12 protein-coding genes and 2 pseudogenes are annotated in these 17,213 nt (G+C 63.6%); 4 read left to right on the top strand and 10 right to left on the bottom strand.

All coding sequences use genetic code 11. The features are described 5' to 3' along the window. Positions 1 to 218 precede the first annotated feature (218 nt). The 7 genes and pseudogenes from ACE3UG_RS10535 to ACE3UG_RS10505 all read right to left on the bottom strand — a co-directional run bounded on the left by ACE3UG_RS10535 (position 219) and on the right by ACE3UG_RS10505 (position 10,749). The gene (locus tag ACE3UG_RS10535) at positions 219 to 449 is read right to left on the bottom strand and encodes a hypothetical protein (protein ID WP_374623293.1); all 231 of its coding nucleotides are present in this window, start codon (positions 447 to 449) and stop codon (positions 219 to 221) included. Between the two features lie 35 nt (positions 450 to 484). After that, positions 485 to 5,659, bottom strand: a complete 5,175-nt coding sequence (locus ACE3UG_RS10530; protein ID WP_374623260.1) for an RHS repeat-associated core domain-containing protein — start codon at positions 5,657 to 5,659, stop codon at positions 485 to 487. A gap of 615 nt (positions 5,660 to 6,274) precedes the next feature. Further along, positions 6,275 to 6,431 (bottom strand): annotated as a pseudogene (locus ACE3UG_RS10525) (IS5/IS1182 family transposase); the annotation flags it as partial. Between the two features lie 42 nt (positions 6,432 to 6,473). Continuing rightward, positions 6,474 to 7,859: an ATP-binding protein gene (locus tag ACE3UG_RS10520; protein WP_374623257.1), complete on the bottom strand. Its 1,386-nt coding sequence runs from the start codon at positions 7,857 to 7,859 to the stop codon at positions 6,474 to 6,476. Between the two features lie 125 nt (positions 7,860 to 7,984). Beyond that, positions 7,985 to 8,713 (bottom strand): annotated as a pseudogene (locus ACE3UG_RS10515) (response regulator); the annotation flags it as partial. Positions 8,714 to 8,730: 17 nt separating this feature from the next. Next, positions 8,731 to 8,961, bottom strand: a complete 231-nt coding sequence (locus tag ACE3UG_RS10510; RefSeq protein WP_374623255.1) for a hypothetical protein — start codon at positions 8,959 to 8,961, stop codon at positions 8,731 to 8,733. A 693-nt stretch (positions 8,962 to 9,654) separates the two neighbouring features. Beyond that, the gene (locus ACE3UG_RS10505; RefSeq protein ID WP_374623252.1) at positions 9,655 to 10,749 is read right to left on the bottom strand and encodes an SDR family NAD(P)-dependent oxidoreductase; all 1,095 of its coding nucleotides are present in this window, start codon (positions 10,747 to 10,749) and stop codon (positions 9,655 to 9,657) included. Positions 10,750 to 10,764: 15 nt separating this feature from the next. Between ACE3UG_RS10505 and ACE3UG_RS10500 the strand changes: the two genes are divergently transcribed. From ACE3UG_RS10500 to ACE3UG_RS10485, 4 genes are all read left to right on the top strand, one after another. Beyond that, positions 10,765 to 11,799 (top strand): CDP-6-deoxy-delta-3,4-glucoseen reductase, encoded by a 1,035-nt coding sequence (locus ACE3UG_RS10500; protein WP_374623249.1) that lies wholly within the window; start codon positions 10,765 to 10,767, stop codon positions 11,797 to 11,799. Between the two features lie 274 nt (positions 11,800 to 12,073). After that, positions 12,074 to 13,342: an acetylornithine transaminase gene (locus ACE3UG_RS10495; protein WP_374623246.1), complete on the top strand. Its 1,269-nt coding sequence runs from the start codon at positions 12,074 to 12,076 to the stop codon at positions 13,340 to 13,342. A gap of 84 nt (positions 13,343 to 13,426) precedes the next feature. Further along, positions 13,427 to 14,044: a GNAT family N-acetyltransferase gene (locus ACE3UG_RS10490; RefSeq protein WP_374623244.1), complete on the top strand. Its 618-nt coding sequence runs from the start codon at positions 13,427 to 13,429 to the stop codon at positions 14,042 to 14,044. Beyond that, positions 13,947 to 14,456, top strand: a complete 510-nt coding sequence (locus ACE3UG_RS10485; protein WP_374623242.1) for a GNAT family acetyltransferase — start codon at positions 13,947 to 13,949, stop codon at positions 14,454 to 14,456. Before ACE3UG_RS10490 ends, ACE3UG_RS10485 begins: the two co-directional genes overlap by 98 nt. Positions 14,457 to 14,552: 96 nt before the next feature. On the opposite strand, the gene ACE3UG_RS10480 is transcribed toward ACE3UG_RS10485, so the two are convergent. From ACE3UG_RS10480 to ACE3UG_RS10470, 3 genes are read right to left on the bottom strand one after another with little or no spacing between them, the layout of a single operon-like run. After that, positions 14,553 to 15,266, bottom strand: a complete 714-nt coding sequence (locus ACE3UG_RS10480) for an ABC transporter ATP-binding protein (RefSeq protein WP_374623239.1) — start codon at positions 15,264 to 15,266, stop codon at positions 14,553 to 14,555. Beyond that, the gene (locus ACE3UG_RS10475; RefSeq protein ID WP_374623237.1) at positions 15,266 to 16,039 is read right to left on the bottom strand and encodes an ABC transporter ATP-binding protein; all 774 of its coding nucleotides are present in this window, start codon (positions 16,037 to 16,039) and stop codon (positions 15,266 to 15,268) included. The genes ACE3UG_RS10480 and ACE3UG_RS10475 overlap by 1 nt, the downstream gene beginning before the upstream one ends. 21 nt (positions 16,040 to 16,060) lie before the next feature. Beyond that, positions 16,061 to 17,197: an ABC transporter ATP-binding protein gene (locus ACE3UG_RS10470; RefSeq protein ID WP_374623235.1), complete on the bottom strand. Its 1,137-nt coding sequence runs from the start codon at positions 17,195 to 17,197 to the stop codon at positions 16,061 to 16,063. Positions 17,198 to 17,213 lie beyond the last annotated feature (16 nt).

Here is a 17,213-nt window from a genome sequence, read left to right as displayed (position 1 = left end):
TTGGGGCCGCGCAGCCAAGGACTGGAAGACAGCAATGAACCAATTCGCTATCCTTTACGCGGATCGATTCGTTCGACCGTCCGTGTAATTCTCAACCCGCCTTGAACACGGAAATTCTGACACCCCCGGGGATTCAAGGGGCTGTTCCAGCCACACGCGCGTCCAGTCCTTACTTCCGAGATCCGCGCATAAAGCGCTCCTCTATCAACAACACATCTCTAGTGGCAAAGCTTATACAACTCGCCCCTCAAGGTATCGAACTCATTGTTTTCCTGAATCATCGGCTGTCCATTTTTGTATAGGACTAGGTCGTTCAACGAGCCCATACCCCCACACATCGCGATTATCTGTGTCCGTACCCCATCGGGGTCGTTTGCCAGATTGAGCAAACAACGATTAAGCGCGTTGGCCCAATCGTTCAGCGCCCCCTGTCGTAATAGATCAATCATTCTCACCAAGAGCGCTTCGGTGCGTTGGATATTCATCACTTGAGATCACATGAGTGGATTACTTCGACCCCGTCGATTGTCCACGGCTTTGGCACGACGACCTGTTGCGTGCCCCCAACGTAAAAACCGCCTTGCGATCCCACTTCACCCACATAAACCTGAGTTCCTGCAGGAATCTTGACTCCGAATGCCGTATCAATCGGAGAAGCCCCTCCACTTGGCCAAGTCGGTAATACGGCTTTGTCAACACGCGTCTGCAATACACCGTTAGGAGCCTCCTGGCTAAAAAATTGACCAAGAGGTCGTTTAGCCGTACCCGCCCGATGTAGCACTGTGTCTTTTCCAAGCATCACTGCCTTGTATCGACCACCAGCAAAAGTGGCCGCCAACTCGTCAGGGAGTGGTCCCGGCTTCATCGTAGAGTAACTTCCGCTCGACTTGCCGAGTCCCCTCGTACTCGATGAGCAGCGTCTCGATAGCCCCAACGGGTCGACCCACTCGACTGTATTCGGCGCGTACTGGTAGATGTTGATGCCACCGGCGAGCCCAATCGGGTCCTTGCTGATGAACCTTCCACTCGCCGGATCGTAATACCGATGTCGGTTATAGTGCAGCCCCGACTCATCGTCGCAGTACTGTCCCTGAAACCGAATCGGATTGGCAAATTCTGCCGGGTCGTCCTGCCCCCACACCGACTTCGTCTTACCCCACGCCCGATACCGTCCCGGCCACACCACCTTGCCGGTATTGTCTACCACCTCTTGTGGCGTGCCCAGATGGTCGTTCAGATAGAACAGCGTTGTGTGCTTCGTCTTGGACCGCACCCACACCGGATTGCCATCCGTGCCTGTAGCCAGAAAGCCCGGTTCAATCAGCCTCTCGTCAATCCGCGCGAGCGGCACGAACGTGCCCGGCTCATGCAGGTATAGCGACGCCCCACGCCACTGCACCTCGTCAATGTCATGCTGACGCTGCGCCTTCGGTAGCGACTGCTCGTCCTGCCGATCTTCTCGTACCAGCGTGCCGTACTCCGGCCCGGCCGGTCCGTTGGGTGCTGTTTTGGGCCACACACGAGGCCCTAACTTTCGAGGCCCCCGCGTAAAGCACTCCTCCATCAACAACACATCGCCGTCCCACACGAATACCGTGAACTGCGTCTGACCGTCGGATTGAAGCACCTCTTTGACGACACGACGGCCAAACGCGTCGTAGCGATAGCGTGCCGTCATCTGCGGCAAGGTAGAGCCGACCCACGAGCGATAGCGTCCGTGTGCGTCAAACTCCGTATGCTCCTCGACACTGTCCGGCGGCTTGGCGTAGCGGCTGACCTCCACCAAGCGGTTCGCCAGATCGTAACGATAGCGCCAGGTCGGTCCCGCCCAATCGGTGCGCTGGATAAGGTTGCCGCGCTCGTCATAGACGTAGCGCGTGCGCTCAAGCTCACGCAGCAGGTTATCCAGACACTTGGGCAGCTTGCGCTCGTATTCGGCCATCAGTTGGCTGTCGCGCTGCGCACGCTCATCCCATCGGCCCGGATAACTCTGCCCGGGATTGGCCTGCGCCCACTCGGTGCGCTCGCGCAGCCTACGCGTCGTGCGCTGCGCTGGCGTCTCAACGTCCGGCTCGGGCGGCACCTTCTCCGGATCGATGCGATTGCCCGCGCGGTCGTACGCAAACGTCTCCGTGAGGTCCGGTGTCACGGATTTGAGTAACCGCCCCGTCGGATCGTAGCCGTACTGCGTTGTGCCTCGGGCAACGTCGTCAATCTTGGTCAACCACCCCTGCGGCCCATAGCCGTAGCGGCGCTCGGCGAGCGTCTGGCCGCCCGGAACGCCAGGCGCTCCGGCCATTCCCGCTCCACCAACACCTCCAACACCTCCCGCTCCTGCGCTCCCTCCACCGACACCCGTAGCCGTACGCTGCGCGATCTGGCGCAGCAGTCGTCCCGCCGGATCGTATTGCCGTTGCGCGCTGAAGCGCGCGTGAGTCCGACCCGTCTCGCGGTGCAGGCGGTCGCGCTCGAAGTCGAGCAACGGCGCACCATTGATCGTGACCCCATGCACATGCCCCGAGCCATAGCGCAACCAGTCGATCTTGAGGGTGTTAGGCAACTGCGTGCGGGTGCGATTGCCCAGTGCGTCGTACCAGTGACGCGTCACCGACGAATAGGGCGAGTCGCCAATCGAACTGCCAAGCGGATCCCCCACCGCCAAATGCTGCTCTTCGGCGATCAGGTTGTCCGCCTCGTCGTAGTGAAAGCGCGTGGTGGTGTGTCGGCTGTGGGCCGTCGTCAGACGCCCCACCGCATCGTAGTAGAAGCGCTCATGCGCGTCGGCGTGGTTGTGTCCAATGCGCTGAACCCGACGCTCCGTCAAACGCCCCTGCGCATCGTGCACGTACGCCGTCTCTATGCCGACGCCATTCCCGCCACCGCCCCCCCCAGTCTCACGCGATAGCACGCGCGCACCGCCCTCGTCGTAGGTGTGGCGCACCGTCGTGCCGTCAAAGTCGGTTTGCTCCACCAACTGGCCCAGCGCGTCGTAGCGAAAACGTGTCTCGGCGCGGTTCTCGTTGACCAGACGAATGAGACGCCACTGGCCATCGTAGACAAAGCGGATGCTGCGCCCGGCAGCATCTTCCGTCTCCACCGGACGCCCGTCGATGGTGTAGTGGTAGCGCGTGACCTGCCCCGCACCATCGGTGTGTGCAATCAGGTTGCCCTCGCCGTCGTAGGCAAAGCCTTCGGTCATCTTGTCGGGATAGACGAGCGAGGTCAGGCGCCCCAACGCGTCGTGCTGATAGCCGGTGACGTGCCCCTCGGCATCGGTGCGCGTGAGCAGATGGCCCAGCGCGTTGTAGCCATAGGTGGTGGTGTAGCCCGAGCAATCCGTTGCCTGCGAGAGGCGTCCACCCGGACCGTACGAGAACTTGCGCACCCCCCCCTTGGGGTCGGTCAGCGCCATCAACTGACCTTGACCGTCCCACAGATATTGCGTGGTGCGTCCGGCAGGATCGGTCACCGAGACCGGTTGTCCCAGGGCGTCGTAGGCGGTCTGCGTCACACGTCCGGTGGGATCCGTAACCTTGACCGGATTTCCCGATGCGTCGTACTCAGTACGCGTCACCCGCCCCACCCCATCGGTATGTGCGACCACGCGGCCAGCGTCGTCATAGGCGAAACGCTGCCAGCGTCCGGCCGCATCGCGCGTGGCCGTCAGGTTGTTGTTGGCGTCCCACTCATAGAGCTCGCTCACAAGCCCCGTGTCCGCTGGACGCTCGACCAGCACGATGCGGTTGTCTCGGTCGTAGCGGTAAAAGGTGACCTTGCCCGCCGCATCGGTGACCTTGGTGAACCAGTGTTCGCGGTGATATTCGAAGCGTGTGTCTTCGAGGGCCTCGCGACTGCCCAGGCGATCGGCACTCGGGCCGCGGATGTAGGTGCGCGAGCAACGCGCTTCGGCTGGGTCGGTGGGTGCGGCGGCGCCAAAGGCGTGGCCCGGCCACGTCCATTCCAGATGGACGACGTAGCCGTTGAAGTCCGTGTAGCGCGTGAGCAGGTGTTGCTCGTAGGCGTAGGTGCGCAGGTGATCGAGCGCATTGCGCTGCGAGATCAGATTGCCCGCATCGTCGTAGTCGTAGGTGGCTAGACGTCCCAGCTCGTGACCTGAGCCGTTGAGCCGGTCGATGGTGATAATCCTGCCATCCTGGCAAGCAATGCGGATCGCGGCGTCGTGACCGTCGGTAATGCCGACAAGCTCACCGGCTTCGTTATACGACAGCGTGTGACCCAGACCTGCGCGATTGCGTGTGGCGGCCAGACGATAAAGCGCGCCTGCAGCACGCTCGACAAGCGTGTAAGTCTCTTCGCTATCATCTGCGTGCGTGAGCACCACCGTGTAACGATCAGGGCGTGCGACTTGCAGCTTCTCCGTCGGCACATTCACCGTCTGCCCAACAGCCACTGCCGGCAACGGCACCGCCCGATTCTCCGCATCGAAGAAGGTCAGCTTGTCTGGGGCCGTTGCATCAGTCACTTCGAGCGAGATGTGAAATGGACTGCTCCAACGCGCCCCGAGTGGACTGTGGTCATACGCCGAGAGACTCGATCGATACAACCGCGACCAGACAATCGGCACCACGCCGTCGACGACGAAATCGGTCTGCGCCAGATTCTCGTCCCCCATCGCGAAGTCGATAGGCCGACCGCTCGTCTTGCTGCTCTGCGGCAACAGGCAATTGCAGCCTGCCGGCAATTTGCTCGGCTTGGCCCCGGCCTGATAGTGCTCGCGGTGCTGCGCGGGCTTGACGTCGGCGGTGAGCGGCTGTCCCGCCGCGCGCTCGGTCGCCAGCGATGGCTTGCCACGTCGCGCCTTCGCCTGTGCGGCAATCGTCATGGCCATGCCGATGAGGCTTGCCGCCTCGGCCGCGTTGCCAAAGGCCCGGCCGATCATCTGCTCGGTGTTGCTCTCGAAGTCCACCAGCCACTCGGTGACGCCCTCACGAATCGTCTGCGTGCCTCCCGGCAGGTGTGCCTTGAGCAGTTGATCCAGAGCGTAAAGCGCGACGCTCTCGCCATCGGGCATCCAAGACCAGAACGACGATTCCTTGGTGGAGATCGCGGCCTGCTGGGCGGCGAGCCCGCGCGGATCCGCGATAAAGCCCCGCAGTTGCCGCGACGTATCCCTGAGCCAAGTGACGACGTCCGCCTGAGCACGTTGCAGGTGCTTGTCGAGCGATTCCAGATACGCCAGGGCGTTGCCACCGGCCATGCCCCACAGGATCTCGAGCGCGAGCGAGATGCCCTCGCCCTTGATCGTGGCGAGCAGCACCTGCTTGAGCGCCACTCGCAGGGGCGCCGTGGCATTGCCGGCCACCGGGATGACGCCCAGCGCGTCGATGGCGAGGATCATCCAGTGGGCGACCGACGTTGCAGCCGCCCGATTCGAGCAGATGCCATACAGATCGATTGCCACATCCTTGAGTGAGAGCGCGTTACCGACACCCGGGACCATGTACAGGCATTGCACGAACACTTCGAGGCCGTGATTCCTGACGGACTCGATGCTCTGCTCGACGACGTATGTCGCCTTGGTGGGCTCGCCCGGCACGGGGCTGATCACGAGACGGCGATGCTCTGCGTTGAGCTTGAGTTCGCGCGGCGCGGATAGCGTGGCAGCGTCGTGTGCCGATGCGGTAGTCTCGGTGGTCATTCGAACGGTGGACGTGAAGGATGAGGCAACAAGCGATGAGCGCTCGGGCTACCTCGTTGAACGAGGGTGCGAGGGAGGGAACGAGCGAGGGAACGCGTGAGCGAGCTAGGAAACCGGGAAGCGAGAGGTCGGCGAAGCCGTTGAAAGCGTGGACGTAGTCGACGCCCCCAAACCGCTACCGTCAGTCATGTAGTGATTGGGGAGCGATCAAGACGCAGTCGCTCTGCCATCGAGGCTCGCTCAGGCGCTCCCGGATTTCCTACGAAGCGATGGATAGGTCCTGGGCGTAGGCCGCATCGGGGCGATGCAGGAAGTCCCGTTGATGGCCGGAATCTCGGGAGGCGCTTGCATCGCCCGCCGTACGCTTTACTGCTTGACCGTCTGCCAATTCGTGTACTCCGCCCGTCGCCTATGAAGGAACGTAGTTATAGCGAAGCTGTTGTGCAGGGACAACGCGAAAAGGCCCAAATCGATGGGCGGATATTGCCCAAAGTGATGCGCGTCCGATCGGACGTGATGTGGAAGACCGTGGACAACGACTTCGGGCAGAAATCCAAGAAAGTTATCCGTGTCTAGAATGACCAGTCCCGCTCCGAGGCTTGGCACCGATTCCTTCGAGTCATAGCGATTCGCACCGGTGGCCGTGAACGCCAACGGAATGCCTCTTCGGTCTACAACGATGCGGCGCTTGCTGCCGAGTTTGCCTCGATCCGTCGCGTTTGGCGCTGACGGTTCGCCCCCGGACGTTCGATACGGACGCCCCGTCAACACTGGTTGGGCCATTTCCGATGACATGGTCTTGTTGGCGACGCTACTAAATCCCCTGCCGTCCACCTTCAAGCCCGGACACCGGTGTGACGGGCATGCGCAACGTAACACACAAGCCGCCGTTGGGCGACTGCCCCAGACGCACCGTGCCGCCAAGCCCTTCGACCAAGCGTCCGACCAGCGACAATCCGAGTCCGCAATGACCCTCACCGCCGCGCGAGGCGTCGAGGCGCACGAACGGACGCATCGCAAGGGCCACCTGAGCCTCCGGAATGCCCGCCCCGCAGTCGCTCACTTCAATACACCCCACCGCGCCCTCGCACCACGTGGCGAGACGCACGGGGGCCTCGCCGTGTTCAAGCGCGTTGTCGACAAGATTCAACATCACCCGATCGAGCAGCGTGCGCGGCAGCTTGAAATCCGCCCCCGCACGCAAGTCGCTGACGAACAACGAAGCGTTCTCATCGGACTCATCGGACTCATCGGACACGTTGGACGCTTCGGCCGCGCTCGACGCCGCCGTCGCCGAACACGGCGTTGCACCGTCGTCTTGCTCTGCCGGAAATTGCTCGCGCAAAAAGGCGTCGACGCTCACCAGCGGACTCGTGTCCGCTTCGTCGCGTGCGTAGGCAAGAAACTGCTGGACGATGTGATCGATCGACGCGATATCGCGGACGAATCCGTCGCGCGAACTGTCGTTGTCGATCAAGTCGGCACGCAGACGCAAACGCGTGAGCGGCGACTTCAAATCATGCGCAATGCCCGCGAGCATGATCGCCTGATTGTCCTCTGCCTCGGCCAGCCGCTTGGCCATCTCGTTGAACGCGTGCGAGAGATCGCGCAACTCGTGCGGCCCTTGCTCCGGCAGCAAAGCAGGACGCCGCCCGCGAGCGATGACACGGGCAGCCTGTGCCACGCGCGCAATCGGGCGCTGCATCTGCCACGCCACCAGCAACGCCAGCAACACCGCGCCGATCAGAATGCCCACCGTCTCACGCACGAACGGCGGCATCGGGGGCAAGTCGAGCGTGACGACAATCCACTCGCTGCGTTGCGGCAGCAAGACCCACAAACTATCGGGCTTGCGCGCGTCGACCAGATGTAATTGCGTACCCAGCGGCAGCCGAGACAACAGTTCATGGCGCAGGCGCGCGGCCCGCTCGTCGTCCACGTCGTCGGTAAAGGCCGGCGCGTCGGCCAGCGGCACGCGACGCAGACCATGCGGCGGCGCAAAGCTGCCGGGGTCCACCGCGCGCTGATCCACGCTCTGAATGGCAATGAGCAGGCCGCGCGCGAAACCGTCCACCTGCTGGCGCGGACGCTGATAGAACACCAGCGCACTCCACACCAGATGCATCACCAGCAAGACGGCAATGCCGAGCCATGCCATGCGCGCGAAGAGCGAGTCGCGCAGCGGCCAACGCAGCTTCACGCAGCCGACTCCCGCCAGCCGCGCACCGTGCGCTTACCCACCGACGCCGAAGCGGCCGCCGACGGCGCGAGCGCCAGCGCATCGTCGTCGTGGCCGCCAACACCGCCAGACCCGGCACGTTCACGCGCGTCGGACGTCGCCCCTTCGGACAATTCGCCGCCGGGCACAAAGACGTACCCCTTGCTGCGAATCGTCTGGATGTAGCGCGGCGCCGACGGATCGGCTTCGATCAGACGCCGAAGGCGCCACACCGGCACGTCCAGACTGCGGTCACGGAACGTAATGCCATCGCCGTAAAGCATGGCATGAAGCTTCACGCGCGGGAGCACTTGCATCGGGTGCTGCGTGAACGCCTTGAGCATCGCGAACTCGGTATCGCGCAGCGGCAGGCGCTCGCCCTCGCGCTGCAACGTGCGCAGCGAGTAGTCCAACTCAAACGGCCCGAAACGGTAGGGCGCGCGCGCGTCGGGTGCGCTCGCCGCCACCGGCCCGCGACGGCGCAGCACCGCATGAATGCGCGCGAGCAATTCGCGCGGATCGAACGGCTTGGCCAGATAGTCGTCCGCGCCCAGTTCGAGCCCAAGCGCCCGATCGAGCGGCCCGCCGCGCGCAGACAGCATAATCACCGGGATGTCTTCGCCAGCCGCGCGCAGATCCTGCAACGCACGCAGGCCATCGCGCTCCGGCATCATGATGTCGAGCAGAATCACCGAGGGCCGCTCAAGTTCGAGCCGGCGCAGCAGCGACGCCCCGTTGTGAAGTACCGAGACCTGCATGCCATTGGCATGCAGCAATTCGCGCAGCAGGTCGCGAACGACAGGATCGTCGTCGACCAGAAGAACATGCAGACTCATGAAATTCTCTCGGTAATTTAGGTTCGCCGCGGCGCGCTCGCGCCGTGTGACAGTGTCACAGCACTGTCCTGCGTTACAGGTGGCGTGGCGGGCGAGGTCGGCGTACTGGAGAGCGCCCGCAGCGCATTCGTAAATCGATCCGGCGACGACGACGCGCGGCGCGTGCCAACCGTCGCGGCAGACCCCTGACCCGGCAAACGCCAGGCACGATGCAGCGCCGAACCCGGCGCACCAATGCCAATGGACATGATGTGTGTTCCCTCGGTGTCGAGATACCCCACAGTGTGCCCGCCCGTCCAATTCCGCGTTGACCGAAGCATCTTACAGAATGGCGCCCAATCCTTATTTCAGAAAGGATCGGTAAGGTACGGCCCCTCCCCTACACCGACATCACAATCGGCTTCCACCTCAGAATAGTCAATAATTTGGCGATGTTGGACGACGTAAAGCGAAATTATAGTCAATTTGATTTGGCGACGTCGATGCCAACGCACGATCGGCATCGCTTCTGAAGCGCACGGGGGTCCGCGTGCGCCATGCAATCTCCACACTGTGCAGAAGCGCGGCAACGCGCGCAGACGCCGGTCTCGCGCTGACAGTCGCCCCCCAAGCCGCCTCGGGCAGCTTACCCGGCGGGACGGTCGCGTCGGTCAGTCGCGGCTCGGACGCCACCGCCCCAGCGACAGGATGACGCTCGGCCCACGCACCCAGTCTTCACATTTCCACGGCCATTGCCGCGTGGCCTGCCCGCTCGATCAACGGCGCGCGGCGTCGCGCGCGTGCTCGAAGCCGGTCACCGCGTGGGCAAAGGTAACCTCGGACAATCGTCGGCGCAGCGGTCGAACAGCCGTCGCAAGCAGGAAGCGGATAGGAAGCAGATAGGAAGCGGGCAGGAGGCGGCCAGAAAGCAGGCCGGAAGCGCGCCGCCCAGAGTACCGGGCTCAGGCCACCTCGCTCGATGAGGGCACGGGCGGGAGCGTGGCAAGCAGCGCCGCCACGTCCGGATACCTCAGCCGATAGCCCAGCTCGCGCTTGAGCCGTCCATTGGCCAGGCGTCGCGACTCCGACATGAACGATAGGAGCGTCGGCTCCAGCACACGGCCGGCTTCGTCGCGTGAAATTCGCGGCGGGCGGGGCAACTGGAGCGCGTCGGCCACATGATCGAAATACTCGCCCATGCGCCACGCCGTGTCGTCGCTCGCATGCACGATTCGTTGCGCCCTGCCCCGCCACATCGCCCGAATCAGGATCGCAGCCAAATCGTCGGCGTGAATATGGTTGGTGAAGACGTCGTCGGATGCCTGCAACGCCGGTGTGCCTCTGCGCAAACGCGCGACCGGCAGACGATCTGCCGCGTAAATGCCCGGGATGCGCACGAGCGTCGCTCGCCAGGGCACGCGGGCGTGTTCAGCATGGCGCCATGCAGCGGACGCACCCATTGCTGCCGCCCCGCGCGCACGCGACGGGCCTGCGGCCAGCACCCGGCGAACGTTGCGGGCATGTGTCGATGGCCGGCCGAGCGTGCGTATCGTGCGTTCCGCGTCGACGCGGCGCTGCCCGCGTGGCGAACGCGGCTGCGGTGTCCGGGTCTCGTCCACATACGCACCGCCACAGTCGCCGTAGACGCCGCTGGTGCTCGCGTAGACGAGAATGCGACGCGGCGCGCGGGGCAGGCGTGCCAAAGTGCGATGCCCTCCCTCGGGTACAATATCGTGCTTCGGCGGCCGGGCGAGCGCCGCGCGCAAACGGCGCGTGCGCAAGTCTTGCGTGCCGCTGCCACTCACCCCGTCGGGCGGGGCGAGATGCAACACCCGCGAGGCCAGACGGCCAATGCGTTGCAGGCTCGCTGCGTCGTCCAGATTGGCGACCACGGGCACGGCGCCTGCCGCGCGCAATGCCGCATGACGCGCATCGCTCGACGTCACGGCGAAGACACGAAAGCGTTTGACGAGGGCCGGCAGCGCACGCATGCCGACGTCGCCGCAGCCCACCACCAGCAGGCGCGGACGACCGAAGGATTTCGACGAATTATTCATTTTTCGGATTGTAGTATGGCTTACAACGTTACCCTCGTGCCGAGCGGGCGCGAGTTCCAGGTCGAAGACGGCGAAGCCGTACTCAGCGCTGCACTGCGCCAGGGCGTCGGCCTGCCGTACGGTTGCAAGAACGGCGGCTGCGGTTCCTGCAAGGCCAAACTGGTCGAAGGCAGCGTCGAGCATGGCGCGCACTCGAGTTCGGCGCTCTCCAAAGACGAGGAAACGCGTGGTTTTGCACTGCTTTGCTGCGCCCACGCCAAGGGTGACCTCGTCATCGAGTCCCGCGAAGTCAAAGGATTCGGCGATATCCCGGTCAAGCGGCTGCCGTGCCGCGTGAACGCCCTCGAGCGCCGCGCCGACGATGTGATCGTGATGCGTTTGCAACTGCCCGCCAATGAGCGTTTTCAGTATCTCGCCGGGCAATACATCGAGTTCATCCTGAAGGACGGCAAGCGCCGCAGCTATTCCATGGCAACGGCCCCGCACGAAGAAGGCTTCCTCGAGCTTCACCTGCGCCACATGCCCGGCGGCGTATTCACCGACCATGTGTTCAATGGCATGAAGGAGCGCGAGATCCTGCGGTTCGAAGGGCCGCTGGGGACATTCTTCCTGCGTGAAGACTCGGACAAGCCGATTGTGCTGCTCGCTTCGGGCACCGGTTTCGCGCCGATCAAGGCCATCGTCGAGCATGCCGCTCACAAAGGACTCGGCCGGCCGATGACGCTGTACTGGGGCGCGCGCCAGTTGAAGGACATTTATATGCGCGAACTGGCCGAACAGTGGGCGCGCGAAATTCCCGGCTTCCGGTTCGTGCCGGTACTCTCCGACGCCGCGCCGCAAGACCAGTGGCAAGGGCGCACGGGCTTCGTGCATCGCGCCGTGGCCGAAGACCTGCCGGACATGTCGGACTACGAGGTCTACGCCTGTGGCGCGCCCGTGATGGTGGAGTCGGCGCACCGCGACTTCGTCGCGCATCACCACTTGCCCGAAACGGCGTTCTTCGCCGACGCCTTCACCACCGAAGCCGACAATCCGGGCAGCGGTCAGTGACCCCGACCGTACGGATGGGCGCAACGACGCGCGCACGCCACGGTGCGCGCGTTCCCTTTGACAAGCGATGCGCCGCCGTCTTATGCTTGCCGACATGAACCTGATTGCCATCGCCTCGATCCGACGTCGCCGTTCGCTGCCCCTATCGGGATGCCGCGCGGCACGCTATCGACTGCGATAACACGCAAGTTCTCACGCACAGCGAAGCCACGGGCAACCCCCGTGGCTTTTTTTATTTTCTCGTCTCGCTTACCCCCGTCCTTCGGAGACCGTCATGTCGCTTGTCAGCTCGTCCGCCGTCCAGCCGTCCGCCTCGCCCAACGCCCCCCAAGGGGCGCGCCGCGCCAAGTTCAATGACTTCGCCACGCAGGCGTTGCTGCCCATTACGTCGCGCCCCGATCTCGTCTTCACGCACGGCAAGGGTGGCTGGCTTTACGACCACGAGGGCAAGCGATATCTCGACTTCATCCAGGGCTGGGCCGTCAACAGCCTCGGCCATTGTCATCCGGTGATGCGCGACGCGCTCGCCACGCAAAGCGCGCTGCTGCTCAATCCCAGCCCCGCGTATTACAACGTACCGATGATCGAACTGGCCGATTTGCTCACCCAGCACTCGGGACTCGGCAAAGTCTTCTTCGCGAACAGCGGCGCCGAGGCGAACGAGAGCGCGATCAAGCTGGCGCGCAAGTGGGGGCAATTGCATCCGAACGCATCGGGCGGCGCCCGCTTCGAGATCATCACGTTCAAAGACGCCTTCCACGGCCGCACGCTCGCCACCATGTCCGCGAGCGGCAAACCCGGCTGGGATGCGATCTTCGCGCCGCAGGTCCCGGGCTTCCCGAAAGCGGCACTCAACGATATCGCATCGGTCGAAGCTCTCATCGGCCCCGACACCGTCGCGGTGATGCTCGAACCGATTCAGGGCGAGGCCGGGGTCGTGCCCGCCACCGACGCGTTTCTGAAAGCCCTGCGCGCGCTCACGAAAGCCCGCGGACTGTTGTTGATCGTGGACGAAGTGCAAACCGGATGCGGCCGCACCGGCACCCTCTTCGCGCATCAGCAGGCAGGCATCGCGCCTGACATCATGACGCTCGGCAAAGGCATCGGCGGGGGCGTGCCGCTTGCGGCGATGCTCTGCGGCGACGAGTTCGCCGTCTTCCAGCCGGGCGATCAGGGCGGCACCTACAACGGCAATCCACTCATGTGCGCCGTCGGCCTTGCAGTCATGCGCACGGTCAGTGCGCCAGGCTTCCTCGAATTCGTTCGCGCGCAGGCGGACTATCTGAGCGCCGGATTGCAGCATCTGTCGTCGCGTTACGGCGGCGAGGGCGAGCGTGGCGCAGGCCTGCTGCGCGCGCTGCTGCTCGGGCGCGACCTCGGCCCGCAACTGGTCGAAGCGGCGCGCGACATGTCACCGGACGGGCTGCTGCTCAATGCGCCACGTCCGAACCTGCTGCGCTTCATGCCCGCACTGAACGTGAGTCGCGACGAGATCGACCAGATGCTCTCGATGCTCGACACACTGCTCGCCAAGCACGTCTGACGACCCGCTCTGATGCGCGCCGCCGCCGGCCCAACCCGCGACGGTCGGCACGGCGCGCTCGACATCGCACAGGAGACACCCGCAATGAACGACCTGAGTCACGGGCATAAGATGCCGCCCGCCAACGCCATCGTGGAGATTTCTTCCGATCCGGCACGGCTCGACATTCCCTTCATCCATCTCGCGCTCTCGACCCAAACGCATTGGGCCAAGGATATTCCGCGGGACACGCTCATGCGCGCCATCTCGCACTCGCTGTGCTTCGGCGCTTATGCCACACCGGTCGATGGGGACGATGCCAGCGAAGGCCCCGAAGGCCGGGCCGCGCGTCAGGTCGGCTTTGCCCGCGTGATTACCGACCGCGCAACGTTCGCCTATCTGGCGGATGTGTTCGTCGATCCGTCGATGCGTGGGCTCGGCATCGGCAAGCGTCTGTGCGAGAGCGTACTGGCGCATCCTGCATTGCAGCGACTGCGGCGCTTTCTGCTCGCCACCACCGACGCGTCTGGCCTTTATGCGCGCTATGGATTCGAACCGCTCGGCCCGGTGAACAAGATGATGCGATCCATCGGCCCGACATCTACACCGGCCAACAGGAGGCGCCATGATCGCCGCGCGCGCCGACATTTGCCTGCGTGCGTTCGACGTCGCCGATACCGACGCCGTGCTTGCCCTCTGGCGCGAGGCGTTTCCCGAATATGACGCCTCGGACAAACCACATCGCGAACCCCGTCGCTCGATTGCCAACAAGGTCGCCATGCACGACGGACTGTTCTTCGTCGCGACACACGAACATCGGATCGCTGGCACCGTCATGGCGGGATATGACGGGCACCGTGGCTGGGTCTACTCGCTGGCAGTGGCGCGGGCGTTGCGTCGCCAAGGGGTGGCGAGCGCGTTGCTGCGCCACGCGGAGTCGGCGCTCACCGAGCGGGGCTGCCTCAAGCTCAATCTGCAAGTGCTCACGCAATCGCACGAGGCGCTGGCGTTCTACGCCGCGCACGGCTATGCGCCCGACGATGTCGTGAGCCTCGGCAAACGGCTGCCGCCCGCGCCAACGGCAAAGGTAAATGCAAAGGCAAACGCAAAAGCAAACGCTTCGGCGTCGCTGTAACGCCGCACGATCGCCCGCCCCAACGACAAAGGGCGCCGAAGTTGCCTTCGGCGCCCCTCGATCGTCGACCGGCCAGCGTCAGACGGTCATGCGCGTTTATTCCCCGAGATACGCTGCGCGCACCTTCGGATCGTCGAGCATGTCTTTCGCGTTACCGGTCATGGTGACCAGACCACTGTCCATGACGTAGCCGCGGTGCGCCGCTTGCAGTGCCAGACGCGCATTCTGCTCCACGAGCAGAACCGTCACGCCTTCGCCGGACACCGTGCGCACGACCTCGAAGATCTTCTCGACCATGATCGGCGAGAGCCCCATCGACGGCTCGTCGAGCAACAGCAGCTTGGGCTGGCTCATGAGCGCGCGCGCCATGGCAAGCATCTGCTGCTCACCGCCCGAGAGCGTGCCGGCGAGTTGATCCTTGCGCTCCTTCAGACGCGGGAAAATGCCGAACATCTTGTCGATGTCACGGTTGATACCCGCGCTGTCGTTGCGCAGATACGCGCCCATCTGCATGTTCTCGAGAATGGTCATGCGCGTGAAGATGCCACGTCCCTCCGGCACCATCGCGAGTCCCTGCTTGAGCAGATCGAACGCCTTCACGCCACGAATCGACTTGCCCAAATACTCGATGTCGCCATCCGCCCACGGCAGCAGCCCCGTGATCGCCTTCATCGTGGTCGTCTTGCCAGCGCCGTTCGCGCCGATAAGCGTGACCAGTTCACCCGGCTGGATGTTCAGGTCGATCCCCTTGACCGCCTTGATCCCGCCGTAAGCGACTTTCAGGCCCTTGATCGTCAACATTGCGCTCATCAATGGCCTCCTGCACCGAGATACGCTTCAATCACCGCCGGATTTTTCTGCACATCCTGCGGCAAACCTTCGGCAATCACCTTGCCGTAATCGAGCACCGTCATGCGGTTGCACAAGCCCATCACCAGCTTCACGTCGTGCTCGATGAGCAGGATGGTTCGGCCGTCGCTGCGGATCTTATCGAGCAATCCGCGCAACTCGACCTTCTCGGTCGCGTTCATGCCGGCGGCCGGCTCGTCGAGCGCGAGCAGCTTCGGGTCGGTCGCCAAAGCGCGCGCGATCTCCAGACGGCGCTGATGGCCGTACGAGAGGTTCGCCGCCGTGTAGTTGGCATATTTCGCCACGCCCACGTATTCGAGCAGTTCCATCGCCCGATCACGAATGGCGCGCTCCTCGGCCTTCGCGCCCGGATAACGAACGATCGCGCCAATCACGCCCATCTTCGTTCGCACATGGCGACCGACCATCACATTCTCGACGACGGTCATGCCGCCGAACAGACGAATGTTCTGGAACGTGCGCGCAATGCCGGCCTTGGCCACCTCGTGCACGGCGGTCGGCTTGTAGGACATACCGGCAAGCTTGAATTCGCCCGAGTCCGGCGTGTAGAGGCCGGTGATCACGTTGAAGAACGTCGTCTTGCCAGCACCGTTCGGGCCGATCAGCCCGTAAATCTGCCCCGGCTTGATCTCCAGGCCCACATCGGTGAGGGCCTGCAAACCGCCGAAGCGCTTGTTCACGCCCTTGACGGACAGAAGAATTTGTTCGCTCATAGTCAGGTCATCTCCCTCAACTTACAGTGTCCGCTCTTCTGGACGCGGCGACGGCCACAGGCCGGCCGGACGGTACAGCATGATCAGGATCATGGCCAGACCGTACAGCAACTGCCGGATCACTTCGGGATCGACGATGACGGTACCAAACAGGCTCTGCTGCAATGGGCCCATGGTCGAGCGCAGGATTTCCGGGAACGCCGAGAGCAAGATGCCACCCAGGATTACGCCCGGAATGTGGCCCATGCCGCCGAGCACCACCATCGAGAGCACGATGATCGACTCCCAGAAGGTGAACGACTCGGGCGAGACGAAGCCCTGGAACGCCGAGAACATGCCGCCGGCAACACCGCCGAACGACGCGCCCATGGCAAACGCGAGCAACTTGATGTTGCGCGTGTTGATACCCATCGCCTTGGCGGCGACTTCGTCTTCACGGATGGCCACCCAGGCACGTCCAATGCGCGAGTGCTGCAAACGCACGCAGACGAACGCGATGAACAACGCCAGGAAGACGAACAGGTAGTAATACATGTACACCGAGGCGACCTGGATCCCGAAGAAGTTGTGCGCCTTCGAGAAATCGAAGCCCCCCAACGATGCGGGCTCGATGCCGGTAATCCCCTTCGGGCCGTTGGTAATGTTGACCGGCCGGTCCAGGTTGTTCATGAAGATACGGATGATCTCGCCGAAGCCCAGCGTCACGATGGCCAGATAGTCGCCGCGCAGACGCAGCGTGGGCGCACCGAGCAAAATGCCGAACGTGGCGGCGACCGCTGCCCCGATCGGTATCGTGAACCACACCGGCACGTGCAGCCCGCCCGGGAACAGATGCGCGATCCAGGCAAAGTGCGTCGTGAGGTGAGGCGAGCTGAGGAAAGCGGTCACGTACGCGCCCACGGCATAGAACGCGATGTAGCCCAGGTCGAGCAGGCCGGCAAAGCCCACCACGATGTTCAGGCCCAGCGCGAGCATGATGTAGAGCAGTGCGAAGTCCAGCACGCGCACCCAGTAGTTGCCCCCGGCGTAGCCGACGAGCACAGGCGCGAGAATAGCCGCGATGAGGAAGAACGCGAGGCCGCGATAGGCCTTGCGAGTGGCCGCCGCCGCAGAGATCTGCGTGGCCTCGCCGGAAGAAGTTTGCACGGGTTGATTCATGATGTCGTTTCTCCCC

The organism is Pandoraea sp., assembly GCF_041919235.1.
Taxonomy (GTDB): domain Bacteria; phylum Pseudomonadota; class Gammaproteobacteria; order Burkholderiales; family Burkholderiaceae; genus Pandoraea.
The sequence above is the reverse complement of the archived record's forward strand: the minus strand, read 5'-3'. Positions and strand labels throughout refer to the sequence as shown.

Bases quoted from the DNA above. Each gene is read 5' to 3' on its own strand.
- ACE3UG_RS10535 (WP_374623293.1), bottom strand. From the start codon at position 449: ATGATTGATCTATTACGACAGGGGGCGCTGAACGATTGGGCCAACGCG.
- ACE3UG_RS10530 (WP_374623260.1), bottom strand. From the start codon at position 5,659: ATGACCACCGAGACTACCGCATCGGCACACGACGCTGCCACGCTATCC.
- ACE3UG_RS10510 (WP_374623255.1), bottom strand. From the start codon at position 8,961: ATGTCCATTGGCATTGGTGCGCCGGGTTCGGCGCTGCATCGTGCCTGG.
- ACE3UG_RS10505 (WP_374623252.1), bottom strand. From the start codon at position 10,749: ATGAATAATTCGTCGAAATCCTTCGGTCGTCCGCGCCTGCTGGTGGTG.
- ACE3UG_RS10500 (WP_374623249.1), top strand. From the start codon at position 10,765: ATGGCTTACAACGTTACCCTCGTGCCGAGCGGGCGCGAGTTCCAGGTC.
- ACE3UG_RS10495 (WP_374623246.1), top strand. From the start codon at position 12,074: ATGTCGCTTGTCAGCTCGTCCGCCGTCCAGCCGTCCGCCTCGCCCAAC.
- ACE3UG_RS10490 (WP_374623244.1), top strand. From the start codon at position 13,427: ATGAACGACCTGAGTCACGGGCATAAGATGCCGCCCGCCAACGCCATC.
- ACE3UG_RS10485 (WP_374623242.1), top strand. From the start codon at position 13,947: ATGATCGCCGCGCGCGCCGACATTTGCCTGCGTGCGTTCGACGTCGCC.
- ACE3UG_RS10480 (WP_374623239.1), bottom strand. From the start codon at position 15,266: ATGAGCGCAATGTTGACGATCAAGGGCCTGAAAGTCGCTTACGGCGGG.
- ACE3UG_RS10475 (WP_374623237.1), bottom strand. From the start codon at position 16,039: ATGAGCGAACAAATTCTTCTGTCCGTCAAGGGCGTGAACAAGCGCTTC.
- ACE3UG_RS10470 (WP_374623235.1), bottom strand. From the start codon at position 17,197: ATGAATCAACCCGTGCAAACTTCTTCCGGCGAGGCCACGCAGATCTCT.